The sequence below is a fragment of the Streptomyces achromogenes subsp. achromogenes genome (assembly GCF_000720835.1).
Taxonomy (GTDB): Bacteria; Actinomycetota; Actinomycetes; order Streptomycetales; family Streptomycetaceae; genus Streptomyces; species Streptomyces achromogenes.
Genome location: NZ_JODT01000020.1, coordinates 56,418 through 80,457, shown reverse-complemented (window position 1 = coordinate 80,457; position 24,040 = coordinate 56,418). Strand labels below are relative to the sequence as shown.

Sequence of the window (24,040 nt, the reverse complement as noted above, 5' to 3'; positions counted from 1 at the left end):
GGAGTCTGCCGCGCACGGGACGGGGCCGCCGATTCCTGCTGCGGCATCCGGGTACGTACCGCCTCCCGCCTACGACCTCGCCGCTACGACGACGGCCCCCGCCCTGCTGTGACACAGGACGGGGGCCGGGAAGCCGTACCGCTCACGCGGAGCCGACGAAGACCACCAGGAGCAGCCACACCACCGGAGCCGTGGGCAGCAGCGAGTCCAGGCGGTCCATGATGCCGCCGTGGCCGGGGAGCAAGGTGCCCATGTCCTTGATGCCCAGGTCGCGCTTGATCATGGATTCGCCGAGGTCGCCCAGCGTGGCGCTGGCCGCGACCGCCAGGCCCAGCAGCAGGCCCTGCCACCAGGCTCCGTCGTCGATCAGGAACTGCGTGCACAGCGCGCCCGCCACCATGGCGAACAGCACCGCGCCCAGCAGGCCCTCGCGGGTCTTGCCGGGGCTGATGCGCGGGGCGAGCTTGTGCTTGCCGAAGCGCCAGCCGACCGCGTAGGCGCCGGTGTCGCTGACGACCGTCAGCAGCAGGAAGGTCAGCACCCGCCAGGGACCGTCGTCGGCGGCGAGCATCAGCGCGACGAACGTGGCCAGGAACGGCACGTAGAACGCGGCGAAGACACCGGCCGTGACGTCCTTGAGGTAGCCCTCCGGCCGTTCCGTCATGCGCCAGACCAGGGTGGCCAGGGCGGTGAGGGCCATCGCCACCCACGCGCCCTCGGCACCGCGCACATAGCCGGCGACGACCATGGCCGCACCGCCCACCGCGAGCGGCACGAGCGGCGCCCTGATCTCCTTGCGCTCCTTGAGCCTGCTGGTCAGCTCCCACAGCCCGACCACGACGGCGATCGCTATCACGCCGACGAACACGGCCTTGACGATGAACAGGGACGCGACGATCACCACACCGAGCCCGACGCCGACCCCTATGGCCGCGCTCAGGTCCCGGCCCGCGCTCTTCTTCTGCGGGGCCGGTGCCGGCGGCGGCTGCGGGACGTCGGACATGGGCTCCGGGTTCTGGGTCTCGGCCGGGAGCTCCCCGGCCTGGAACGTCTCGTCTCGGAACAGGGGGCCGCTCAGCCGAGCGGCCCCCCGGTCGTCGTCCTGGTCTCCGCCGTACGCGGGGCCGTCGGGCACGATGGGCATGGGGCGAGTCTGCTGCGCCTCAGGCGCATCGTACGCGGGACCCGCCGGGGCAGCCCCCTGGACAGGCCCACCCACGGTGGACCCCCAGTAGCCGGTCTGCCCCGCCGGTGGTGGCGCCCCCCAGGAAGAGTCGCTCATCAGACTTCGAGCAGCTCCGCTTCCTTGTGCTTGAGGAGCTCGTCCACCTGGGCGACGTACTTCGCCGTCAGATCGTCGAGGTCCTTCTCCGCACGGCGGCCCTCGTCCTCACCGACCTCGCCGTCCTTGACGAGCTTGTCGATGGCGTCCTTGGCCTTGCGGCGCACGGAGCGGATGGAGACCTTCGCGTCCTCACCCTTGCCCCTGGCGACCTTGATGTACTCGCGGCGGCGCTCCTCGGTCAGCTCGGGGAACGTCACACGGATGATGTTGCCGTCGTTGCTGGGGTTGACGCCCAGGTCGGAGTCGCGGATCGCCTGCTCGATGTTGCGCAGCGCGGTCTTGTCGAACGGGGTCACGACCGCCATGCGCGGCTCCGGCACCGAGAACGAGGCCAGCTGGTTGATCGGCGTCGGGGCACCGTAGTACTCGGCCACGATCTTGTTGAACATCGCCGGGTGCGCACGGCCGGTGCGGATCGCGGCGAAGTCCTCCTTGGCGACCACGACGGCCTTCTCCATCTTCTCCTCGGCTTCGAGGAGGCTCTCTTCGATCACCACTTGCTCCTGCGTGTCTTGAGTAAGGCCCGGCTGCGGTTCCTGGGTCGGTCGGCGGCCGGCTGCGTCGCGTCTTCTTCCTGCACGGTTCCCGACCGGCAGGACATTGTCCATCCCCCGGCCGGGGCCCGGCCCCCTCACAGGGCCGTACATCACCGGCCGGGTTGATCCCGGGTCAGTCCCGGCTGCCCTGGTCACCCACCAGCGTGCCGATCTTCTCACCCTTGACGGCGCGGGCGATATTGCCCTCCGCGAGAAGCTCGAAGACGAGGATCGGGAGGCTGTTGTCCCGGCACAGCGTGATGGCGGTGGCGTCGGCGACCTTGAGATCCCGGGTGATGACCTCGCCGTAGCCGAGCGCGTCGAACTTGACGGCGTCGGGGTTGGTCTTGGGGTCGGAGTCGTAGACCCCGTCCACGCCGTTCTTGCCCATGAGCAGCGCCTCGGCGTCGATCTCCAGGGCGCGCTGGGCGGCGGTGGTGTCGGTGGAGAAGTAGGGCATGCCCATACCGGCGCCGAAGATGACCACGCGGCCCTTCTCCAGGTGGCGCACGGCGCGCAGCGGGATGTACGGCTCGGCGACCTGGCCCATGGTGATGGCGGTCTGCACGCGGGACTGGATGCCCTCCTTCTCCAGGAAGTCCTGGAGGGCGAGGCAGTTCATCACGGTGCCGAGCATGCCCATGTAGTCGGAGCGGGCGCGGTCCATGCCGCGCTGCTGGAGTTCGGCGCCGCGGAAGAAGTTGCCGCCGCCGATGACGACCGCGATCTGGGCGCCGTCGCGCACGACGGCCGCGATCTCGCGGGCGATCTTGTGCACCACGTCGGGGTCGACGCCCAGGCCCCCGCCACCGGAGAAGGCCTCTCCGGACAGCTTCAGCAGAAACCGGCCGGGTACTTTGCCGTCGTCGCTCTTCTGGGCCTTGGTGGTCATGGGGGATCCCGCCTCTTTCACGTGTTGCACATACGAAGAAGGCCATTGCCGATGGGGTCGCTTTTCGCTCCCATGCGCGGCAATGGCCTCCTCGTCAGATCTGCTGCCGTCCGCCGCACGCCGGGGTGGGGCGATGGGGACGGACGACTGCGGTCGACCCTATCGGGATTTCCTCACGGAATTCCTCCGGGGTCGCGCGTCGATCGCGGTACGGACTCAGATGCCGACCTTGATGCGCGAGAAGCGCTTCAGGGTGACACCGGCCTCGTCCAGAACCTTCTGGACCGACTTCTTGTTGTCCAGCGCGTACGGCTGGCCGAGCAGCGTGGCGTCCTTGAAGAAGCCGTTCAGACGACCCTCGACGATCTTGGCGATCGCGGCCTCGGGCTTGCCCTCGGCGCGGGTGGTCTCCTCGGCGATGCGACGCTCGGACTCGACGACGTCCGCCGGCACGTCCTCCTTGGCCAGGTACTTCGGCGCGAAGGCGGCGATGTGCTGCGCGACGCCCTTGGCGACCTCGGCGTTCGGCTTGTCGAGCTCGACCAGGACACCGATCTGCGGGGGCAGGTCGGGCATGGTGCGGTGCATGTAGGCGGTGACGTAGCCGTCGGAGAACTGCGCGAAGCGGTCCAGGACGATCTTCTCGCCGAGGTTGGCGTTGGCCTCGTCCACGAACGCCTGGACGGTCTTGCCGGGCTCGATCTCGGAGGCCAGCAGGGCCTCGATGTCGGCCGGGTTCGTCTTGGCGACGTGCTCGGCGATGGCCTTGGCCACGGCCTGGAACTTCTCGCCCTTGGCGACGAAGTCCGTCTCGCACTTCAGCTCGACCAGGACACCGGAGGAGTTGTCGTCGGCGATGATGGAGACCACGGCGCCGTTCTCGGCGGAGCGGCCCTCGCGCTTGGCGACGCCCTTCTGGCCCTTGATCCGCAGCGCCTCGACGGCCTTCTCGACGTTGCCCTCGGCCTCGTCCAGCGCCTTCTTGCAGTCCATCATGCCGGCGCCGGTCAGCTCACGGAGCTTCTTGACGTCGGCGGCGGTGTAGTTCGCCATGAGTCTGTGAGTCTTTCTCGAAGTCTGGTTTAGATCCGCACGGTCGCGACCCACATTCAGTCGCGGCCCGCGTACGTCGTGCTGACCTACGGGTGAACAGCGGGGGCGGTTTTCAACGCGCCGGAGGCGCTACCGCCCCCGCTGTCGAACGCTGACGGACCGGCGTCAGGCCTGCTCGCCCTCGGCGGCCGGAGCCTCGGCGGCCGGAGCCTCGGCGGCGGGGGCCTCGGCGGCCGGAGCCTCGGCAGCGGCGTCGGCGGCCGGAGCCTCCTCGGCCTTCTTCTCACCCTCCAGCAGGTCGCGCTCCCACTCGGCGAGCGGCTCGCCCGCGGCCTTCTCGCCCTTGTCACCGCCGGCCACGCCGGAACGGGCGATGAGGCCCTCGGCGACGGCGTCGGCGATCACGCGGGTGAGCAGGGTGACGGAGCGGATCGCGTCGTCGTTGCCCGGGATCTTGTAGTCGACCTCGTCGGGGTCGCAGTTGGTGTCGAGGATCGCGACGACCGGAATGTTCAGCTTCCGGGCCTCACCAACGGCGATGTGCTCCTTCTTGGTGTCCACGATCCAGACGGCGCTGGGCACCTTCTGCATCTCGCGGATACCGCCGAGGGTCTTCTCCAGCTTGGCCTTCTCACGGGAGAGGACCAGCAGCTCCTTCTTGGTCAGACCGGAGGCCGCGACGTCCTCGAAGTCGATCTGCTCCAGCTCCTTGAGGCGCTGCAGACGCTTGTAGACGGTCGAGAAGTTGGTGAGCATGCCGCCCAGCCAGCGCTGGTTGACGTAGGGCATGCCGACGCGGGTGGCCTGCTCGGCGATGGCCTCCTGCGCCTGCTTCTTCGTGCCGACGAACATGACCGTGCCGCCGTGGGCGACGGTCTCCTTGACGAACTCGTAGGCGCGGTCGATGTACGACAGCGACTGGAGCAGGTCGATGATGTAGATGCCGTTGCGCTCGGTGAAGATGAAGCGCTTCATCTTCGGGTTCCAGCGACGGGTCTGGTGACCGAAGTGGACGCCGCTCTCCAGCAGCTCCCGCATCGTGACGACGGCCATGGCCGTTTCTCCTTGGTGTTCTCGGTTGTGCCGCGTCCGCCGGACGGCGGTCGCGCCTGACGCCCGCGACGCGCCGTGCCGCGAAGGACCGAGGGGCGCTTGGTAGGAACCGTTGCCGGCCGCCGTACCGGGGCGTGCGAAGTCGACCCGGTGACCCGGATCGCCAGAAGAAGTGTACGGGACCGACGGAGTACCGGGTGACGGCACTGTCCACAACCGGCGAGTAGTCCACAGGCTCCGGCCGCGTGCGGCGGGGTGCGGGACGGTGTACGGCATGCGCTACGTGACGTTGTGGACGTTGTGGACGGCTCTGCCGCTGGTGCTGACGGCGGCCCTGCTCACCCCTCTGGCCTGGGCGGACACTCCGCCCCCGGTTCCGCCGACGGCCCCCTCGCCCAGGGTGCCGGCCCTCGCCCGCGCCTGGCCGGTCGGCACCCGCCCGCCGGTTCTGCGCGGCTGGCGGCCGCCCCCGACGGTGTACGGCCCCGGGCACCGGGGAGTGGACCTGGCGGCCCCGGCCGGCTCGCCCGTGCGTGCGGTGGCCCCCGGCCGGGTGCTGTTCGCGGGCCGGGTGGCGGGCCGGGGCGTGCTCTCGCTGGCGGTCCGGGGAACGGACCTGCGGATGACGTACGAGCCGGTACGGGCCTCGGTGGGCGAGGGCGACCAGGTGGACGCCGGCGAAGTGGTCGGGACGCTGGAGGCGGGCGCCCACTGCGGCACGGCGCCCTGTCTCCACTGGGGCCTGCTGCGGGGCGGGACCTACCTGGACCCGCTGACGCTGCTGCCCCCGTGGCTGCTGAACGGGGGCCCGTCGAGACTGCTGCCCGTCCCTCCGGCCGGCTAACGGGCCTGCGCGACTACCTGCCCCGCCCAGCCGGCCGGCAGCCCTGCGTGACTACCTGCCGCCCAGCCGGCCGGCAGCCCTGCGCGGCTTCGGTCAGCCCGTCACGCCCCGCAGGGCCATGCTCACGGCCGCCTCCGTGACCACCGCGGGATCCTCGGCGGCGCCCAGCTCGATGCGCCGCACGGCCGCGTCCACCACGCCCTGCAACAGCATCGCCGCCAGCCGGGGCTGCTCGTGGCCCAGTTCTCCGAGCGCCTCGACGATCATGGCGATCAGCCCTCCGTGGGCCGCCCGGATCTTCTCCCGGGCCCCGGCGTCCAGTTCGCTCGCGGAGATGGCCACCACGGCGCGGTGCCGCCGGTCGCCGACCAGCGCGAGCTGCCGGCGCACATACGCCTCGACCTTGCCCGCGGCCGAGTCGGCCCGCTCCATCGCCGCCTCGACCTCCGCCGCCCACACCGGGAAGTCGACCGCGCACAGCTCCTCGACCACCGCGGCCCGGGAGCGGAAGTACTCGTACACGGACGACCGCGCCAGCCCCGTACGCTCGGCCAGCGCGGGAAAGGTCAGCGCCTCCGTCCCGCCCTCGGACAGCAGGGTCCGAGCCGCATCCAGCAGGGCGGCTCGCTGCATCGACCGGTGTTCGGCCACCGAGGCCGCTCGAATCCTTGGCACGGCGACCACTTTACGGATCCGCCCCGGCGAACGGGAGGACTCAGCGGCCGAAGGCGGCCAGCTTGGCCCGCAGCTGGAGCACGGATTTGGTGTGGATCTGGCTGACCCGGCTCTCGGTGACACCGAGGACATTGCCGATCTCGGCGAGGGTGAGCCCCTCGTAGTAGTAGAGGGTGACGACGGTCTTCTCCCGCTCGGGCAGGGTGTTGATCGCCCGGGCCAGGAAGCGCCGCAGCTCCCGGTCCTCGGCCACCTCCACCGGATTGTCGGCGGCGGTGTCCTCCAGCGTGTCCATCAGGCTGAGCCGGTCCCCGCCCTCGCCGCCGACGTGCAGCAGCTCCTCCAGGGCGACCACGTTGGCCAGCGACAGCTGGCTGAACACGGCGTGCAGTTCGTCGACCTCCATGCCCAGCTCGGCGGCGACCTCGCCCTCCGACGGCGTCCGCCGCAGCCGCGCCTCCAGGGTGGCGTAGGCGCGCTCGACGTTGCGCGCCTTCTGCCGGACCGAGCGCGGGATCCAGTCCAGCGCCCGCAGTTCGTCGATCATGGCGCCGCGGATCCGGGTGATCGCGTACGTCTCGAACTTGATCTCCCGGTCGATGTCGAACTTCTCGATCGCGTCGATCAGTCCGAACACTCCCGAGGAGACGAAGTCGGCCTGCTCCACATTGGGCGGCAGCCCGACGCTGACCCGGCCCGCCACGTACTTGACCAGCGGCGAGTAGTGCAGGATCAACTGCTCCCGCAGCCGGTCGTCCCCCGTCGCCTTGTACGACCGCCACAGCTCGTCGAGCGTCGAGGGTGCGGGCGGTCGGGCGCTGCCACCGTCGCGGGCGGCTGGGGGGATCGCCGCCCGGTCGGACCCGGAGGTGTGCTGGGGCATTCGTCGCCTTGTGCCGTTCTGCCGTGAAGTGCCGTGATGTGCTGTGAAGTGGGAGGAAGTGGGGTCGAGTGGGGTCGGTGCGGAGAAGGGGGCTGACTGGGTGAGGTGTCGGTCTGATGTCGGGTTGACGCGGTCTGCGTCGCTCCTTCGTGAGCGTAGCGTGACTGCGGAGTCGCGGTGAGCGAACAAGACGGCTCCACTCGTGCGCGGGGCTCACGCCGGGCGGATGACGTCCGGGCACAGCTCGCTCTCCGTGACCGGCCGGACCCGCCAACTCCGGGAAACTCCAAGGCTGTCGGGCATTCCCCCGGACGGCCGAACACGGCCGGTCAGTACGGTGGGTGACCATTCGGGACCGAGATCACCGCCTGGCGTGTCAACTTCCAGCCATCGCCGTGTCGTTCGACGTAGCCCAGCGCGCGGAGCTCGTACAGCCTCGCGACCGCGTCCTCCCGGGTGGTGCGCGCGCCGAGCGCGATCTCCTCGACGGGTGCGGAGCGGCCCGCGGGCAGGGCGGCGAGCACTCCGCGGGTGTGCGGTTCCAGCAGGTCGCGCGGGAGCACCGGGCCGCGCCGGACGGGTGCGAGTTCGCCCATGGCGCCGACGAGTTCGATGATCTCGGTGGCGTCGGCGACCAGGGTGGCCTCGCCGCGCAGCAGGTCGTGCACGCCCGCGGAGAGGGCGCTGGTGACCGGGCCTGGCACGCCCATGGTGAACCGGCCGAGGCGCTGCGCGGCCCGCGCGGTGGCCAGCGAGCCGCTGCGGCGGGCGGCCTCCACGACGACGGTGCCCCGGGTCAGCGCGGCGATGACGCGGTTGCGGAGGATGAACCGGCTGGGGGTGGGGTGATCACCGGGCGGCAGCTCGCCGACCACCAGTCCCTGGTGGGCGATCCGGCCGATCAGCGCGGCGTGGCCGCGGGGGTAGGGCTGGTCGACACCGCAGGCCAGGACGGCGACGGTGGCGCCGCGGGCGGCGAGAGCGCCCCGGTGGGCGGCGCCGTCGATGCCGTAGGCGCCGCCCGACACCACCACCCAGCCGCGCTCGGCGAGGCCGGCGGCGAGGGTGGCCGCCGTGTGGGTGCCGTACTCGGTGCAGGCGCGGGCGCCGACCACGGCCACGGAGCGCAGCGCCCACATCCGCAGGCTGGGCCGGCCGCGCACCCACAGTCCGAGGGGGCGGGCGTCGCCGAGGTCGTCGAGCTGGCGGGGCCATTCGCCGTCCCCCGGGCACACGAACCGCGCCCCGACGGCCCGGGCGAGCGCGAGATCCCGCTCCGGCTCCGCCTGCCCGGCCCGCGCGAGCAGCCCCGCCCACCGGGTGGCGGTGACTCCCGGCAGGGCCTCACCCCCGCACCGCAGTCGCCGCACCACCTCCCCCACCCCGAACTCCCGCACCCACCGCCCCGCGACCTCGTCCCCCGGCTCGATGACCCGCGCCAGGAGGACCCGGTCGAGCAGTTCGTCTCCGGGCTGCCGCGCGCCGGTCATGCGAGCGCCCCGATGGCCATCGGCACCCCTCGCGGGACGCCGGTGCGCAGTTGCAGGGCCAGGGCGACATCGGTCGCGTCCGGGCGGTCGTGCCCGACGAGGTCGGCGATCGTCCAGGCGACACGCAGCACCCGGTCGATGCCTCGGGCGGTGAGCAGGCCGCGTTCGAGGCCGCGTTCGGCCTCGTCCATCGCCCCGGCGGCGGCATGGTAGCGGCTGCGCAGTTCCCGGCCGGGCACTTCGCTGTTGGTGCGCCACGGCGTGCCGTCGAGGCGGGCCGCCGCCCGCTCCCGGGCCTGCCGCACCCGCCCGGCCACGGTCGCCGTGGATTCGCCCCGGGCGCCGGGCTCGATGAGCTGGGCCCGGGTGACCGGATCGACCTCCACCCGGAGATCCACCCGGTCCAGCAGCGGTCCGGACAGCCGGGACTGATAGCGGCGGATCACCGACGGCGGGCACTCGCACAGCGAGTCGCGGAGCGAGAAGCGGCCGCAGGGACAGGGGTTGGCCGCCAGGACCATCAGGAACCGCGCCGGGAACCGGACCACCCCGGCGCTGCGCGCGATCACGACATGCCCCGACTCCAGTGGCTGCCGCAAGGCGTCCAGGGTCTGGCTGTGGAACTCGGGGGCCTCGTCCAGGAAGAGCACGCCTCGATGGGCCAGGGACACCGCCCCGGGCCGGGCGATGCCGGGGCCGCCGCCGACGAGTGACTGCATCGTGGCCGAGTGGTGGGGCGCGCAGTAGGGGGCGACGTCGATGAGCGGCTTGCCCGGGGGCAGCAGCCCGGCGACCGAGTGCACCGCCGTGACCTCGAGCGAATCCGCCTGGGTGAGCCGGGGAAGGACCGCGGGCAGGCGTTCGGCGAGCATGGTCTTGCCCGCCCCTGGCGGCCCCTCCAGGAAGAGGTGGTGTCCGCCCGCGGCGGCCACCTCCACGGCCGTACGGGCGGCGGTCTGCCCCACGACGTCCGCCAGGTCGTGATCGTGGTCGTGCTGTGCGGCGCCCACGCTGTGCATACCGGTGGCCGCGCCCGTGCCCGGCACGCGCAGCCCGGCCAGCAGGGGATCGGGCCGGCCCTGCACGTCCGGTTCCTCGTCGGGTACGGGCTCCTCGGCGAGGACCGCGATGAGCTGGCGCAGGCTGCGGACCCCGAGCACGGACACACCGGGGACCAGCGATGCCTCGGCGGCGGCGCACTCGGGCACGACCACCTGCTCGTACCCCGCGTCGGCCGCCGCGAGGACGGCCGGCAGGATGCCCCGTACCGGTCGCACCCGGCCGTCCAGTCCCAGCTCTCCGATCATGACGATGTCGGCGAGGACCCGGGGATCGATCCGTTCGGCGGCGCCGAGCACCGCGCAGGCGACGGCCAGGTCGAAGCCCGAGCCGGCCTTGGGGACCGACGCCGGGCTGAGTCCGACGGTGAGCTTCTTCTGCGGCCACTCGCCACCCGAGTTCACCACCGCCGCCCGTACCCGGTCGCGGCTTTCCGTCAGGCTTTTGTCCGGGAGGCCGACCAGGGTGAAGGCCGCCACTCCGGGTTCGAGGTCGGCCTGGACCTCGACGACCACGCCCTCGACGCCCACCAGGGCGACGGAGCAGGTGCGGGCGAACGCCATTCAGGCCACCCCCCGCGCGTGTTCGACCGAGGGCGCGCCCCGGCGGGGCAGGAGGACGCCGACGAGGTCGATGCGGACACCGCCCGGCGGGGCTCCTCCGTGGGCCTGGATCCAGCGTTCGGCCAGGGCCCGCAGCCTGGCCGCCTTCTCGGGGGTCACCGCGGCCATCGGATGCTCGTACGCACCGCCCCTGCGGGTCTTCACCTCGCAGACGACGAGCGCGTCCCCGTCCCGCGCCACGATGTCGATCTCGCCGGCCCGTCCACCGCGCCAGTTGCGCTCCAGGATCGTCATGCCGGCCTCGGCGAGCCGCCGGGCGGCCAGGTCCTCGCCGTATTTGCCGATTGCCTCTCGTGCGTTCATTTCGGCACCTCCTTGGGCGCCAACCGTCACGCATTCCGGCCCCCGCTGTTGATCTTGGGGGACTACTCGGCGGTTGTGGAAAACTCCGTCACTCGAACGGGTGATATCTCCTGAAGCCGCAGGTCATCAGCCGCCCGGCAGCTCCAGATCGCTCTTGTTCAGCTCCTCGATGTTCACGTCCTTGAACGTCAGGACGCGCACCTGCTTGACGAAGCGAGCCGGGCGATACATGTCCCAGACCCAGGCGTCGGCCATCGTGACCTCGAAGAACACCTCGCCCTGCACCGAGTGCACCTGCATCTCGTAGTCATTGGTGAGATAGAAACGACGCTCGGTCTCGATCACGTATTTGAACAGACCGACGACATCTCGGTACTCCCGGTAGAGCTTCAGCTCCATCTCGGTCTCGTACTTCTCGAGGTCCTCGGCGCTCATGGCATGTTCCCCTTCAGCCGTGCGATCCCACCATTGTGCGCCAGCCCGAGGGTCCCTCAGACGATTTCCGTGTCGAGGGTCACGGGCCCGGCGGGGGGACCTTCGACGAGCAGCGTGCGCAGCAGCTCGGCGAGTCTGGTCGGATACACCGTCTCATGGGCCCGGGCCAGTTCCCCACACGTCCACCAGCGCGCTCCGGCGACGCTGCGCCGCTCCAGCTCCGTCAGCGCCGTCGCCGCGGTGGCCGTCTGGCTGGTGCGGGCCAGGTAGTACCACTCGTCCTGGTCCCAGCGGCGGCCCGCGAACGGGAACGAGCAGCGCCGCCGCCAGATGACGGGGCCCAGGTCGACGTCGGTGATGCCGGTCTCCTCGGCGAGTTCCCGCAGCGCGGCCTCCTCGCGCGTCTCGGTGCCCTCCAGTCCGCCGCCGGGCGTGAACCACCAGTCGTCGTCCGGGTCGTCCGGCTCGTGTCCGTGCAGGAGGAGGATGCGGTCCCGCGGGTCGAGCAGCACCACCCGGGCCACCTTGCGGGGGCCGCCCGCGGTCTCATGCGGCCGGTCGTCCTCGTGCGGCTCCCCCGCCGGCCGCGTCGTCTCAGCGGGCACCGGCCGTCTCCGCGCGGGTCGTGGCGGTGCGGGAGCGGCCGAGGCGGGCCGCGACCGGGCCGTAGGCGCCCCCGGCGAGGACCAGGACCGCGCCGGCCACGATCAGCGCCTCGATCGTGCGCAGCGGGCCCGGCTCGGACAGGGCGCCCAGCGTCTCGAAGCCGGTGGGGCGCTTGAGCATGCCCTTCCAGGGCCAGACGACGGCGTCCACGCGGGCCGAGACCGCGTCACGGGAGACGGTGCCCCGCGCCGCCTCGCCGAGGTGGGCGGTGGAGTCCAGGGAACCCTGGCGTTCGTCGCCGAGGAGGAAGAGCCGGCCCTCGGGGACGGTCACCGTGCCGAAGCCCTGGAGCTCGGCCGGGCTGCCCTTGGGCAGATAGGGCTCCTCGATGGGCTTGCCGTCGACGGTCAGCCTGCCGCCGGTGCAGCAGGAGACGGTGTCCCCGCCCACGGCGACCACACGCTTGACCACCTTGGAGTCGGCGACCCAGTTCTCGTCCTCGAAGACGACCACGTCACCGCGCCGTACCTCGTCACCGTCGACCCGCTGGGCCAGCACCCGGTCGCCGACGCCGATGGTGGGCGACATGGAACTGGTCGGGACGGTGTACGGCCGGTAGATCAGCGCCGCCCACGCGAAGCCGCCGAGGAACATCACCAGGCCCAGCGCCACCGCCAGGCCGGACAGCCGCTGCCCGAGCCGGCCGCCGCCGGCCCGTGCCGTGCCGGTGCCGCCGCCCGACGGGGCCGTACGCGTCATGCTCTCGCCACCCATGGACCCGCACCCTACCCGGCGGTACCGAGCGGGGGCAGCCCCTCCAGCACGACCGGACCCCTAGCGAAGCCGGCAGCCGGCGGACGGAGGCCGGCCGTGGATCACAGCTCGCCCGCGGACGCGTTCCCGGTCGCCGTCGGCCGCTGCGGCCCCGCCGCCGCGCGCTCGCCTCGCCGGCGGCGCCACAGCGCCACCGGCAGCACCGCGGCGGCGGCCAGGCCCTGCGGGGCCGCCGTCAGGGACGCGGCGGCGGAGGACTGCCGGTCGAGGCCGGGCTGGTCGAAGGTGTCCGGGACGGGCAGGGTGCCCCAGCGGTTGATGGGCCAGGCCTTGACGATCGCGCGGCCGACGACCTTGTCCACGGGAACCATGCCGTGGTTCTTGTCGGACTGGTTGTAGCGCGAGTCACGGGAGTTCTGGCGGTGGTCGCCCATCACCCAGATGTAGCCCTGGGGGACCTTCACCTTGAACTGGCCGCCCTGGTCGTCCACGCTGCACGGCGTGTTGCCCGGGTAGACGTACGGCTCGTCCAGCGCCTTGCCGTTGACCTTCAGCGGGCCGCTGTTCTTGCACTCGACCGTGTCGCCGCCGACTCCGATCACCCGCTTGATGAGGTCCTTCTCCTCCGCCGAGGGCATCAGGCCGATCCAGCTGAGGACCTTCTGCACCGGGTTCGGGGTCGGCGTCGGCTCGCCCGCCAGCCAGTTGTCCGGGTCGTGGAAGACGACGACCTCGCCGCGCTCGGGCTCGGAGCCGAACCACGGGGTGAGCTTGTCGACCAGGACGCGGTCACCCTGCTGGAGGGTGTTCTGCATCGAGTCGGACGGGATCGAGAACGCCTGCACCAGGAACGTCTTGATCAGCAGCGCCAGGACCAGCGCGATGCCGATCAGGATCGGCAGCTCCTTCCAGAAGGAGCGCGACTGCCTGGGCCCGCGCGCCCCCGCGGCCGGCGCCGCGGTCCCGGCAGGTGGCCCGCCCTCCGGCGTGCCCTCACCGCCGTCCGCCCGGCCGTCACCGGAGTTCACGGCGCCGTCCGGTACGGGAACGTCCGACTCCCCGGGGTGCCCGCGGTGCTCCTCGCCGTCGTGCCCCGACCGTGCGCCAACCGCAACATCCCCCACGCCAACTCCTCACTCTGTGCCGCTGCCTGCCCCACACACTGCGCAGGCCCACCACTCCCATAACGAGCGGGAGTTCCGCAGGGGTCGCAAGCCGTGTCATTCCATTCCGATTCTCCGGGGCAACCCTATGCGACACCTGGGGAGCGGCAGCCGTCCCCGACGCCGAGTCGGTGACGCTTGCGAAGGTTTTAGGTTCCGCAAGGCGCGTCCAGTGGCCGACCGGCCAGCCGATGACCATGGCCCGGCCGACCACGGAGTCCACGGAGACCGTGCCGCCGTACGGGGTGTCCTGGTGGGAGCGGGAGTCCGCGGAGTTGCCCCGGTGGTCGCCCATGACCCACAGCCGGCCCTGGGGCACGGTGATGTCGAAGGGCGTGGCGGACGGCTGGTCCCCCGGATAGAGGTAGTCGCCCTCGGTGAGCGGTACGCCGTTGACGGTGACGCGTCCCTGTGCGTCACAGCACCTCACATGGTCGCCGCCGACCCCGATGACCCGTTTGATCAGGTCTTTCTCGTTGTCGGACGGCAGCAGGCCGATGAAGCCGAGGCCTTCCTTGAGCTGCTTGAGGACGGCCGGGTCGTTCTTCTTGGCGGTCTGCTCGTCCTGGAGCCAGCCGCCCGGGTCGTGGAAGACGACGACGTCCCCGCGCTCCGGTTCGGCGCCGAACCAGGGGGTGAGCTTGTCGACCAGTACCCGGTCGCCGATCCGGATCGTCTCCTCCATGGACCCGGACGGGATCACGAACGCCTGGACGAGGAAGGTCTTCAGGACGAGCGCGATGAGGACGGCGACGCCCACCAGGAGGGGGATCTCCCGGACGGCCGAGCGTCTGCGCTTGCGCTTGACCTTGCGCTGGAGCCTGCGGCGCTCCGCGCGGGTACGGCCGCCGCCGGGTGCGGAGGTGCGGCGGGCCCCGGTGGGCAGCAGGTTGTCGGCGGGGCCGGCGGGCACCCCGCGGGGCTTGCCGCGGTTACCCATGGCCGCCCTCCGCCGGGGCGCCGGGCACGCGCGCGTAGGCGGACGGCCTGGTCAGGTGCGTCCAGTGGCGGTACGGCCACAGGATCCAGTCGGCCCGGCCGATGACCTCCCCGACGGGGATCATGCCCCCGCCGGGCGAGCCGAGGTGGTCGCGGGAGTCGCTGGAGTCGCTGCGGTGGTCGCCGAGGACGAACAGCCGGCCCGGGGGCACGACGACGTCGAAGGGCACGCTGGAGGCGCTGTCCCCGGGATAGAGGAACGCGGTCTCGTCGACCGGTCGGCCGTTCACCTGGAGCCTCCCCCGCTTGTCGCAGCAGACCACATGGTCTCCCCCTACCCCGACGACCCGCTTGACGTAGTCGGCGTCCCCGAAATACCCGGTTCCGTCGAACACGATCACGTCACCGCGGCGCGGCTGGGCACCGAAACGGTACGCGACCTTGTTCACGAGAACGCGGTCACCGACGCGCAGCCCCTGCTCCATGGAGCCGCTCGGGATCTGGAACGGCTGCACCACGAAGGCGTTGAGGACCAGCAGGAACGCCAGGCCGGCCAGGAGGGTGAGGGTGATCCGGCCGCCCGGGAGCCAGTCGGCGAGCCGGGCCGCCCACGCGAAACGCGACCGGCCCTCCGCCCCCGGAGGACCGGGGTGGGAGGAGCGGTCGCGTTGCGTCGGCTGTGCTTCGGTGTCCATCGGGGCCAGATGCTATCCGGCCCCGCTGTGAACCGTCAGAGCACTCAGCTCTCGCGCTTCTCCTTGATCTTCGCGGCCTTGCCGCGCAGCTCACGGAGGTAGTACAGCTTGGCGCGGCGCACGTCACCACGGGTGACCAGCTCGATCTTCTCGACGATCGGGGTGTGCACCGGGAAGGTGCGCTCGACGCCGACGGAGAACGAGACCTTGCGGACCGTGAAGGTCTCGCGGACACCGGAGCCCTGGCGGCGGATCACAACGCCCTTGAACTGCTGCACACGGGAGCGGTTGCCCTCGATGACGCGGACGTGGACGTTGACGGTGTCACCCGGACGGAAGGCCGGGATGTCGCTGCGCAGCGACGCGGAGTCGACGGAGTCGAGCAGGTGAGACATTTCGTCTGCTTTCCTCGCTGATGCCACAGGTCATCAACGGAAACTAGGGGTTCCAGGAGGACTGCCGTGCGGGTCGGGGCGGGCGTCGTGTCCCCCTGTGGCAGGGGCGCTCGCCGGACGGACGCACAACAGCGGCCTATTCTTCCACGCCCTCGGCGCGGCGCCAAAATCGGCCGTACGGCTCCCCGTCCGGGTCCGGTGCCCAGCCCAGGATGGAGAGCATCTCGCGGTCCTTCTTGTCGAAGGCCTTGGGGTCGCAGCGCTCGATCAGGTCGGGCCGGTGGGCGGTCGTGCGCTTCAGCGCCTCGTCGCGGCGCCAGCGGGCGATCTTCCCGTGGTGGCCGCTGAGCAGCACCTCGGGGATGTCCCGGCCGCGCCAGACGGGCGGCTTGGTGTAGACGGGGCCTTCGAGGAGGTTCGCCATCGCGCCGGGAGCGAAGGAGTCGTCGCGGTGGGACTCGGCGTTGCCCAGGACGCCGGGCAGCAGCCGGGCGACGGCCTCCGTGACGACCAGGACGGCCGCCTCGCCGCCGGCCAGGACGTAGTCGCCGATGGAGACCTCGTAGACCGGCAGCCGGGTGGCGTACTCGTCCATGACGCGCCGGTCGATGCCCTCGTAGCGGGCCGGTGTGAAGATCAGCCAGGGGCGTTCGGAGAGCTCGACGGCCAGTTCCTGGGTGAAGGGACGGCCGCTGGGCGTGGGCACGATCAGCGCGGGGGCGTGGGCGCCGGACTCGTAGCCGTCGGCGAGGACGGTGTCGAGGGCGTCACCCCAGGGGTCGGTCTTCATGACCATGCCGGGGCCGCCACCGTAGGGCGTGTCGTCCACCGTGTTGTGCCGGTCGTACGTCCAGTCGCGCAGGTCGTGCACGTGGACGTCCAGCTGTCCGCGCGCGCGTGCCTTGCCGACGAGGGAGACGTTCAGCGGTTCGAGGTACTCGGGGAAGATCGTGACGACGTCGAGCCTCATGCGTCCTCGTCCCTGGAGGAGGCGATCTCGGCGCGGTCGTCGATCAGGCCCGGCGGCGGTGCGATGACCGCCCGCTGCTCGGCCAGGTCGATGTCGGTGACGATCTCCTCCACGAACGGGATCATCACCTCGCTGCCGTCCGGCCGCTCCACGATGAACAGGTCCTGCGAGGGCAGGTGGGAGATCTCGGTGATCCGGCCGACCTCCGTGCCGTCCTCGGTGACCACGTCCAGGTCGATCAGCTGATGGTCGTAGTACTCGTCCTCGCCTTCGGGCAGCTCCTCCGGGTCCACCTCGGCGATGAGCAGGGTGTTGCGCAGGGCCTCGGCCGCGGTGCGGTCGGTGACGCCCTCGAAACGCAGCAGGAGGCGGCCGCTGTGCACCCGCCCCGTCTCGATGGTCAGGGGTCCCGCGGAAGGGGGATCCGTGGCGAGTACGGCGCCGGGGCCGAGCCTGAGCTCCGGCTCGTCGGTACGTACCTCGACGGTGACCTCGCCCTTCACGCCATGGGCACGGCCGATCCGTGCGACTACCAGCTGCACCTGTCCAAATCTCCTGTCATACGACTGCGGGCCGGGGACGGCCCAGTGGCCCTCCCCGGCCCGAGCCGGTTGCGATGAAGCGTCAGCGGACGTCGTCCACGTCGACCAGGTCGACGCGGACACCGCGACCGCCGATGGCGCCCACGACGGTACGCAGGGCGCGCGCGGTGCGGCCGTTGCGGCCGATCACCTTGCCGAGGTCGTCCGGGTGGACCCGGACCTCCAGCACGCGTCCGCGGCGCAGGTTGCGCGAGGCGACCTGCACATCGTCAGGGTTGTCGACGATGCCCTTCACGAGGTGCTCAAGCGCCTCTTCGAGCATGCTGCTCAGGCCTCGGTCGAGCCGGACTCAGCAGCAGCCTCGTCCTTCTTCTCAGCCTTCTTCTTCTGGGTGATCGCCTCACCCTTGCCCTCGTCCTCACCGGTGAACGCCTCGAACGACGGACGGGCCGGCTTGGGCTCGGCGACGAGCAGCGGCGCGGGAGCCGGCTCGCCCTTGAACTTCTGCCAGTCGCCGGTCTTCTTCAGGATGGCGAGCACGGGCTCGGTCGGCTGCGCGCCGACACCGAGCCAGTACGCCACACGCTCGGCGTCCACCTCGATGACCGACGGGTTGTAGGTCGGGTGGTACTTGCCGATCTCCTCGATGGCCCGGCCGTCACGGCGGGTACGGGAGTCGGCGACGACGATGCGGTAGTGAGGCGAACGGATCTTGCCCAGACGCTTCAGCTTGATCTTGACTGCCACGGGAGTGGGTTCTCCTGGAATTGACGTGGTTGGGCACGGCGAGACGCCGCGTGGGGTTGCGGTACCCGAGTGCCCGATGGACGCGTCAGCCGGAGGAGAGAGGGGTCCTGTGCGGCTGTCGAGTACAGCTAGCCATTCTGCCACACCCCGCGGACCGCTTCCGGCCCGGGGCGGCCGGACTGCGGCGCGGGGCACGGTTCAGCGGCACCCGGCGTGGAGGTGAGGGCACGTCGGGTGCGCTGCCCGGTGCTGTGCGGTCGCCGCCCGCGGCCCGGCAGCCACGAGATGCCGGGCTCCGCGCGCGACGCCTACGCCACCCCCATGACCTCCGGGATCCTGAACGGCTTGCCGCAGCCGCCGCAGACGATGGGCGCCTGGGCGAGGACCGACGGGACGACCCGGACGTTGCGCCCGCAGTCGCACACCGCCTTGACCCGGACCCCGCCGCCGGAGGAGCCGTGCCGGGCGGCCGGGCCCCGGAAGGTGCGGGAGGTGTCGGCGGAGGTGGCGGCCAGGTGCGCCTTCAGCGCGCGCTGGAGGCGCTCGATGGTCGGGCGGTAGCGGCGCTTCGCCTCGGCGTTGAGCGTGACCAGGGAGAAACCGCTGCTCGGGTGCGGCTCCTCGGGGTGGTCCAGGCCCAGCTCCTCGGCGATCGCGAGGAAACGGCGGTTGTGGTAGCGGCCGGCCCGGGAGGTGTCCCGGATGCCCCGGGCGGCGGCGATGCCGTGGACCGCCTCATGGAGAAGTCGTTCGAAGGAGAGTTCGTGACCACACGCGGACGACGACTCTCCGATCAGGGACTCCGGTGCGGCGAGGTCCGGCAGCTCGGGGTGGTGCCGCTGAATGTCGGCCCACGCCTGCGCCAGCTCTGCGGCGAGAACAGGTGGTGTCTGTGTCTGTGTCGTGCTCACGTAATGACAACGAGCGGGGGTGCCTCTGTGTTCCTATTCCGGGGCATCCCAAATAATTTGCACGTACCCGTCAGTTGCCGCTGATGCGTCCTGACGAGGGCGGGTGCGCTGATCTGCGGAGAAGCGTCACAGCTCCACCCAAGCTGGTGCGTAGTCCGCGCTACGCCCCGCCGGTGGGCCGGGAGGCGACACGGGCCGCCGGCGAGGGGGCGCATCCGGCCGCTCGCGGCCCGCCGTCCCGTCGCGGCCGGTACCCCCGCCCGCGCGGCGTTTCCCCGCCCGCGCGACGTTACCGCGTACGGCCGCACGGCCCGCCACCGGCCCGCCTCCGACGGCGCCGGCCGCTCCCCCGTGCGCGGCCACCGTACGGCCCGCCAGGTTGCCGGAATGTGAATTCTCGCCACTCCCGCGTCCAGGGGCCAAGCCGGGCCCCGAGACCCCTGGACGGCACCGCGGGCCCGGAGTTACCTGGCATACGTGGGAAGTGCGCACGCACGCACGGGGGCCACGCGACCGAATACAGCGACGCGACGTCGGCGGATTGGGGCGCTTCTATGACACCTACGCTCGTGCGGCAGCACGTGGCTCACGCGGACCCGGCACCCCGCGTGGACTTGAGCGCACGCGCGCGTGACTGGTCCGAGATCCAGGAGCGGATGCTCGTACCGCTCTACGAAGCCGTCTACGACCGACTCGGCGTGGGCCCCGGGAGCCGGCTGCTGGACCTGCGCTGCGGGGCCGGGCTCGCCCTGCTGCTGGCGGCCTCCCGGGGCGCCGCGGTCACCGGCGTCGACTCCGCCTTCCCGGAACGGCTCGCCCTCGCCCGCGCCCGCCTGCTGCCGGCCGGCCCGCCCGGCGCCGCACACGCGCGGACGGCCCCGGAACTCCTCGACGATCCCCCCGCCGAACCGGCCGGCGGAAGACCGTACACCCTGCTGACCCTCTTCGCTCCGGACGACGCCGACGGGCTCGGCGAGCTGCTCGCCGCCGCCCTGCCGCTGGCCGCGCGCGGGGCCGCCGTGGTGCTGGCCGGCTGGGGGCCGCCCGAGCGCTGCGCCACCTCCGCGGTGCTGCGCACGGCCGCCGGCCTTGCCGACCCGCTGCCCGGCGCCCGCGGCTGGCGGCCCGCCCGCCGCGACGACCTGGAGGAGGCCGCCGTCCGGGCCGGGCTGCGGCCCGACGGCTCCGGCCGGGTGGCCTGCCCGTTCGGGTACGCCGACCTCGACAGCGCCGTACGGGGCCTGCTGTCGACCGGCCTGTTCGACGCGGCGATCGCGGCGACCGACGCCCGGCAGGTCGACAAGGAGCTGACCGAGGCCCTGCACCCGCACCGCCGCCCGGACGGCACCGTGTGGATGCCGAACGTCTTCCGCTACCTGGTCGCCCGGGTTCCCTAGGTCTCGGTGTCCTTCCCCAGGCGGGTGATCCCGGCGATGCGGTAGGCGTCCGCCTCCTCCAGCGTCTCGTTCTCCAGCAGGGCGTGCGCGAGCGCGTCGAGCTGTCCCCGGTGGTCGCGGAGCTTGCGGCGCGCCTCCTCGTAGCAGTCGTCCACGATCCGCCGCATCTCCGCGTCGATCACATCGAGGGTCTGCGGGGCGGCGGCGAGGCCGTACGCCTGCTGGGCGTCGCTCGGCAGCGCGGACAGCCTGCCCACCCGCTCGCTCATGCCCCAGCGCGACACCATGCCCCGGGCGATGCTGGTGACCTGCTCCAGGTCGCTCTCGGAACCCGTGGTGATCACGCCGTAGACCACCTGCTCGGCCGCCATCCCGCCCAGCGCGCCGATGATCCGGCCGCGCAGGTACTCCTCGGTGAACGCGTACTTGTCCGACTCCGGGGTCGACAGCGTGACGCCCAGCGCCCGGCCGCGCGGCACGATCGTGATCTTGCGCACCGGGTCGGCGCCCGGTTGCAGCATGCCCAGCAGCGCGTGCCCGCTCTCGTGGTACGCGGTGCGCCGGCGCTCCTCCTCCGGCATCACCAGCGAACGCTCCGCCCCCAGCTGCACCTTCTCCAGCGCCTCGGACAGGTCGGCGCCGGTCACCTGCCGCTGCTTCCGCTTGACCGCGAGCAGCGCGGCCTCGTTGGCCAGGTTCGCCAGCTCCGCGCCCGTCATACCCGGCGTGGTACGGGCCACCCGGGCGAGGTCGACGTCGCCGGCGAGCGGGATGTCCCGGGTGTGGATCCGCAGGATGGCCTCGCGTCCGCCGCGGTCCGGCGGCGAGACCTGCACCACCCGGTCGAAGCGGCCCGGGCGGGTCAGGGCCGGGTCGAGGATGTCGGCGCGGTTGGTGGCCGCGATCACGATCACGCCCTCCGAGCCGGAGAAGCCGTCCATCTCGGTGAGGATCTGGTTCAGCGTCTGCTCGCGCTCGTCGTGCCCGCCCATCGAGGCGCCGCCGCCGCGCGCCCGCCCGATGGTGTCGATCTCGTCGATGAAGATGATCGACGGCGCCACCTTGCGGGCCTCCGCGAACAGCTCCCGCACCCGGGAGGCGCCCACGCCCACGATCATCTCGATGAACTCCGAGGCCGACGCGGAGAAGAACGGCACGCCCGCCTCCCCGGCCACCGCCCGCGCCAGCAGTGTCTTGCCGGTGCCGGGCGGACCGGCGAGCAGCACGCCCCGGGGCATCTTGGCGCCCATCCGGCGGTAGGCGTCGGGGTTCTTCAGGAAGTCGACCACGTCGTTCAGCTCGGCCTCGACCTCGTCGATGCCGGCCACGTCGGCGAACGTGGTCCGCTTCTCCCCCGGCACCAGCTCCACCGGCTTCGGCGGCGCCTTGCGGCCGAGCATCCCGCCCGCACCGCCGAGCCCCGCCCTCATCCGCCGCGCGACGAACACCCACACGGCGATCAGCAGCAGCATCGGCGCCAGCGAGATCAGCAGGTTGGCGAGAAAACTGCGGTGCTGGACGACCGGCTCGGCCGTGACGGTGACCTTGTGCCGGGTCAGATTGGCCCACAGGTCGTCGTCGGCGAACGACGGCCGCTCGGTGTTGAACTTGGTGTACCCGCCGCCGCCCTCCGGGTTCTTCCGCTCCTTCTTGAGCTGGCCCTGGAGGGAGTCGCCCTTGGCGTAGATCTTGTCGACGTTGCCCGCGTCCACCTGCCGGCTGAACTCGGTGTACGAGATCGTCGGCTCGTTCGCCTGGTCGACGTACGACAGCACCAGGTTGGCGATCAGGTACACGATCAGCGCGGTGAGGATCAGCCGCCACCAGCCGCCGCGCATCCCGCGCCCACCGGGAGGCCGCGGCGGCTCCTCCGGGGCGCCCTCGGTGCGCCAGGGCTGGTCCGGCGACCTGCGCGACGGAGCAGGGTTGGTCATACCGGGACGGTACGACACGATCCGGGCACCGGCATGCGCGAGGGCTCACCGGCATGCGCGAGGGGCGCTCCGGCATGCGCGAAGGACGCTCCGGCATGCGCGAAGGGCGCCCTTCCGGCGGAAGGGCGCCCTCGACGACGTACGGGCCGGTCCGGGACCGGTGCCCGGTCAGCCCATGAACTTCTTGAACTCGTCCGGCAGCTCGAAGTCCTGACCGCCCTGCTGGCCCGGCAGACCGAACGCCCCGCCCGCCTGCGCGGCGGCCTCGCGGCGCTGGGCCTCCTCCAGCTCCTGCTGCTTGCGCTTCATCGGGTTGCCGGAGCGCTGCTTGCCCTTGGCCTTCTTCTGCTGCTTCTTCTGCCGGCCGGGGCCGCCGCCCATGCCCGGGATCCCCGGCATGCCCGGCATACCGCCGCCCTGGGCCATGCGGGACATCATCTTGCGGGCCTCGAAGAACCGCTCGACCAGGCCCTTGACCGCGCTGACGTCGACACCGGAGCCCTTGGCGATACGGGCGCGGCGGGAGCCGTTGATGATCGTCGGGTCCTGGCGCTCGGCCGGGGTCATGGACTTGATGATCGCGGCGGTGCGGTCGACGTCCCGCTCGTCCAGGTTGGCGATCTGGTCCTTGATCTGGCCCATGCCCGGGAGCATGCCGAGCAGCTTGCTGATGCTGCCCATCTTCCTGACCTGCTCCATCTGGGACAGGAAGTCGTCCAGGGTGAAGTCCTGGCCCTTCTTGGACGCCAGCTTCGAGGCCATCTTGGCGGCCTCTTCCTGGCTGAAGGTCTTCTCCGCCTGCTCGATCAGGGTGAGCAGGTCACCCATGTCGAGGATGCGGGAGGCCATCCGGTCGGGGTGGAAGGCGTCGAAGTCGTCCAGCTTCTCGCCGTTCGACGCGAACATGATCGGCTTGCCGGTGATCTGCCGGATGGACAGCGCGGCACCACCGCGGGCGTCGCCGTCGAGCTTGGAGAGCACCACACCGTCGAAGCCGACGCCGTCGCGGAAGGCCTCGGCGGTGTTGACGGCGTCCTGACCGATCATCGCGTCGACGACGAACAGGATCTCGTCCGGGGAGACGGCGTCGCGGATGTCGGCGGCCTGCTGCATCATCTCGGCGTCGATACCGAGGCGGCCGGCGGTGTCCACGATCACGATGTCGTGGACCTTGGACTTCGCGAACTCGATGGAGTCCTTGGCGACCTTCACCGGGTCGCCGACGCCGTTGCCCGGCTCCGGCGCGTACACCGCGACGCCGGCGCGCTCGGCGACGACGCTCAGCTGGTTCACGGCGTTCGGGCGCTGGAGGTCACAGGCGACCAGCAGCGGGGAGTGGCCCTGCTCCTTGAGCCACCGGCCGAGCTTGCCGGCGAGGGTGGTCTTACCGGCACCCTGGAGACCGGCCAGCATGATCACGGTGGGCGGCTGCTTGGCGAAGCGCAGACGGCGGGTCTCGCCGCCGAGGATCTCCACCAGCTCGTCGTTGACGATCTTGATGAACTGCTGCGCCGGGTTGAGCGCCTTGGAGATCTCGACCCCGAGCGCCCGCTCCTTGACCTTCTTGACGAACTCACGGACGACGGGGAGGGCCACGTCGGCTTCGAGAAGCGCGATGCGGATCTCACGTGCCGTGGCGTCGATGTCCGCCTCGCTGAGCCTGCCCTTGCCCCTGAGGGACTTGAAGGTGGCTGAGAGGCGGTCGGAGAGAGTATCGAACACGGCGGCGTCGGTCCTCAGAGTCGGAAGCTGGGTCGCCCTCAAGAGTATCCGGCT

26 protein-coding genes are annotated in these 24,040 nt (G+C 71.6%); 2 read left to right on the top strand and 24 right to left on the bottom strand.

From position 1 onward, the window contains the following. Nucleotides 1-142: 142 nt before the first annotated feature. From IH25_RS0121565 to rpsB, 5 genes are all read right to left on the bottom strand, one after another. A complete protein-coding gene (locus tag IH25_RS0121565) occupies nt 143-1,282 on the bottom strand; it encodes a phosphatidate cytidylyltransferase (protein WP_078844353.1) in 1,140 nt (379 codons plus the stop codon). After that, the gene (gene frr / locus IH25_RS0121560; RefSeq protein ID WP_030612838.1) at nt 1,282-1,839 is read right to left on the bottom strand and encodes a ribosome recycling factor; all 558 of its coding nucleotides are present in this window, start codon (nt 1,837-1,839) and stop codon (nt 1,282-1,284) included. The genes IH25_RS0121565 and frr overlap by 1 nt, the downstream gene beginning before the upstream one ends. A gap of 175 nt (nt 1,840-2,014) precedes the next feature. Then, nucleotides 2,015-2,773 carry a UMP kinase gene (pyrH, locus tag IH25_RS0121555; protein WP_030612835.1) on the bottom strand — a complete coding sequence of 253 codons (759 nt, stop codon included), beginning with the start codon at nt 2,771-2,773 and terminating at the stop codon, nt 2,015-2,017. A 216-nt stretch (nt 2,774-2,989) separates the two neighbouring features. Beyond that, on the bottom strand, nt 2,990-3,826 hold the full coding sequence (gene tsf / locus IH25_RS0121550) for a translation elongation factor Ts (protein WP_030612832.1): 837 nt from the start codon (nt 3,824-3,826) through the stop codon (nt 2,990-2,992). A 165-nt stretch (nt 3,827-3,991) separates the two neighbouring features. Continuing rightward, complete coding sequence (gene rpsB / locus IH25_RS0121545) at nt 3,992-4,879, bottom strand: 30S ribosomal protein S2 (protein ID WP_030612829.1); 888 nt, start codon at nt 4,877-4,879, stop codon at nt 3,992-3,994. Between the two features lie 274 nt (nt 4,880-5,153). Between rpsB and IH25_RS0121540 the strand changes: the two genes are divergently transcribed. Next, nucleotides 5,154-5,723: a M23 family metallopeptidase gene (locus IH25_RS0121540; RefSeq protein WP_051754071.1), complete on the top strand. Its 570-nt coding sequence runs from the start codon at nt 5,154-5,156 to the stop codon at nt 5,721-5,723. Nucleotides 5,724-5,816: 93 nt separating this feature from the next. Here the strand turns inward: IH25_RS0121540 and IH25_RS0121535 are convergent, their stop codons facing one another. The 17 genes from IH25_RS0121535 to IH25_RS0121455 form a co-directional block, all read right to left on the bottom strand. Then, on the bottom strand, nt 5,817-6,374 hold the full coding sequence (locus IH25_RS0121535) for a TetR/AcrR family transcriptional regulator (RefSeq protein WP_030612823.1): 558 nt from the start codon (nt 6,372-6,374) through the stop codon (nt 5,817-5,819). Nucleotides 6,375-6,438: 64 nt separating this feature from the next. Then, complete coding sequence (whiG, locus tag IH25_RS0121530) at nt 6,439-7,281, bottom strand: RNA polymerase sigma factor WhiG (protein ID WP_030612820.1); 843 nt, start codon at nt 7,279-7,281, stop codon at nt 6,439-6,441. A gap of 329 nt (nt 7,282-7,610) precedes the next feature. Beyond that, a complete protein-coding gene (gene dprA, locus IH25_RS0121525) occupies nt 7,611-8,771 on the bottom strand; it encodes a DNA-processing protein DprA (RefSeq protein WP_030612815.1) in 1,161 nt (386 codons plus the stop codon). Then, nucleotides 8,768-10,393: a YifB family Mg chelatase-like AAA ATPase gene (locus IH25_RS0121520; protein ID WP_030612812.1), complete on the bottom strand. Its 1,626-nt coding sequence runs from the start codon at nt 10,391-10,393 to the stop codon at nt 8,768-8,770. The genes dprA and IH25_RS0121520 overlap by 4 nt, the downstream gene beginning before the upstream one ends. Next, on the bottom strand, nt 10,394-10,756 hold the full coding sequence (locus IH25_RS0121515; protein ID WP_030612809.1) for a YraN family protein: 363 nt from the start codon (nt 10,754-10,756) through the stop codon (nt 10,394-10,396). Nucleotides 10,757-10,882: 126 nt separating this feature from the next. Beyond that, nucleotides 10,883-11,191 carry a DUF2469 domain-containing protein gene (locus IH25_RS0121510; RefSeq protein WP_014675276.1) on the bottom strand — a complete coding sequence of 103 codons (309 nt, stop codon included), beginning with the start codon at nt 11,189-11,191 and terminating at the stop codon, nt 10,883-10,885. Nucleotides 11,192-11,247: 56 nt separating this feature from the next. Further along, complete coding sequence (locus IH25_RS0121505; RefSeq protein ID WP_030612805.1) at nt 11,248-11,796, bottom strand: NUDIX hydrolase; 549 nt, start codon at nt 11,794-11,796, stop codon at nt 11,248-11,250. Further along, a complete protein-coding gene (gene lepB, locus IH25_RS0121500; protein ID WP_030612801.1) occupies nt 11,786-12,571 on the bottom strand; it encodes a signal peptidase I in 786 nt (261 codons plus the stop codon). Before lepB (IH25_RS0121500) ends, IH25_RS0121505 begins: the two co-directional genes overlap by 11 nt. Before the next feature lie 101 nt (nt 12,572-12,672). Beyond that, complete coding sequence (lepB, locus tag IH25_RS0121495) at nt 12,673-13,695, bottom strand: signal peptidase I (RefSeq protein ID WP_078844352.1); 1,023 nt, start codon at nt 13,693-13,695, stop codon at nt 12,673-12,675. Beyond that, nucleotides 13,586-14,674, bottom strand: a complete 1,089-nt coding sequence (gene lepB / locus IH25_RS0121490; RefSeq protein ID WP_030612796.1) for a signal peptidase I — start codon at nt 14,672-14,674, stop codon at nt 13,586-13,588. Before lepB (IH25_RS0121490) ends, lepB (IH25_RS0121495) begins: the two co-directional genes overlap by 110 nt. Then, a complete protein-coding gene (gene lepB, locus IH25_RS0121485; RefSeq protein WP_030612793.1) occupies nt 14,667-15,368 on the bottom strand; it encodes a signal peptidase I in 702 nt (233 codons plus the stop codon). Before lepB (IH25_RS0121485) ends, lepB (IH25_RS0121490) begins: the two co-directional genes overlap by 8 nt. Before the next feature lie 44 nt (nt 15,369-15,412). Then, nucleotides 15,413-15,763, bottom strand: a complete 351-nt coding sequence (rplS, locus tag IH25_RS0121480) for a 50S ribosomal protein L19 (protein ID WP_030612790.1) — start codon at nt 15,761-15,763, stop codon at nt 15,413-15,415. A 136-nt stretch (nt 15,764-15,899) separates the two neighbouring features. Next, nucleotides 15,900-16,733: a tRNA (guanosine(37)-N1)-methyltransferase TrmD gene (trmD, locus tag IH25_RS0121475; RefSeq protein ID WP_030612787.1), complete on the bottom strand. Its 834-nt coding sequence runs from the start codon at nt 16,731-16,733 to the stop codon at nt 15,900-15,902. Then, entirely contained in the window at nt 16,730-17,275 is a 546-nt protein-coding gene (gene rimM / locus IH25_RS0121470; RefSeq protein ID WP_030612783.1) for a ribosome maturation factor RimM, read from the bottom strand. Before rimM ends, trmD begins: the two co-directional genes overlap by 4 nt. A gap of 82 nt (nt 17,276-17,357) precedes the next feature. Then, entirely contained in the window at nt 17,358-17,597 is a 240-nt protein-coding gene (locus IH25_RS0121465; protein WP_030612780.1) for an RNA-binding protein, read from the bottom strand. A 5-nt stretch (nt 17,598-17,602) separates the two neighbouring features. Further along, nucleotides 17,603-18,022: a 30S ribosomal protein S16 gene (gene rpsP / locus IH25_RS0121460; RefSeq protein WP_030612777.1), complete on the bottom strand. Its 420-nt coding sequence runs from the start codon at nt 18,020-18,022 to the stop codon at nt 17,603-17,605. A 308-nt stretch (nt 18,023-18,330) separates the two neighbouring features. Next, the gene (locus IH25_RS0121455) at nt 18,331-18,933 is read right to left on the bottom strand and encodes a hypothetical protein (RefSeq protein ID WP_030612774.1); all 603 of its coding nucleotides are present in this window, start codon (nt 18,931-18,933) and stop codon (nt 18,331-18,333) included. 554 nt (nt 18,934-19,487) lie between these two features. On the opposite strand from IH25_RS0121455, the gene IH25_RS0121450 reads away from it, so the two are divergent. Continuing rightward, the gene (locus IH25_RS0121450; protein ID WP_209445349.1) at nt 19,488-20,330 is read left to right on the top strand and encodes an SAM-dependent methyltransferase; all 843 of its coding nucleotides are present in this window, start codon (nt 19,488-19,490) and stop codon (nt 20,328-20,330) included. Here the strand turns inward: IH25_RS0121450 and ftsH are convergent. After that, nucleotides 20,327-22,264, bottom strand: a complete 1,938-nt coding sequence (gene ftsH / locus IH25_RS0121445) for an ATP-dependent zinc metalloprotease FtsH (RefSeq protein ID WP_030612767.1) — start codon at nt 22,262-22,264, stop codon at nt 20,327-20,329. The two genes, IH25_RS0121450 and ftsH, sit on opposite strands and share 4 nt — an antisense overlap. 168 nt (nt 22,265-22,432) lie before the next feature. Then, nucleotides 22,433-23,986 carry a signal recognition particle protein gene (gene ffh / locus IH25_RS0121440; protein WP_030612764.1) on the bottom strand — a complete coding sequence of 518 codons (1,554 nt, stop codon included), beginning with the start codon at nt 23,984-23,986 and terminating at the stop codon, nt 22,433-22,435. Nucleotides 23,987-24,040: the final 54 nt, after the last annotated feature.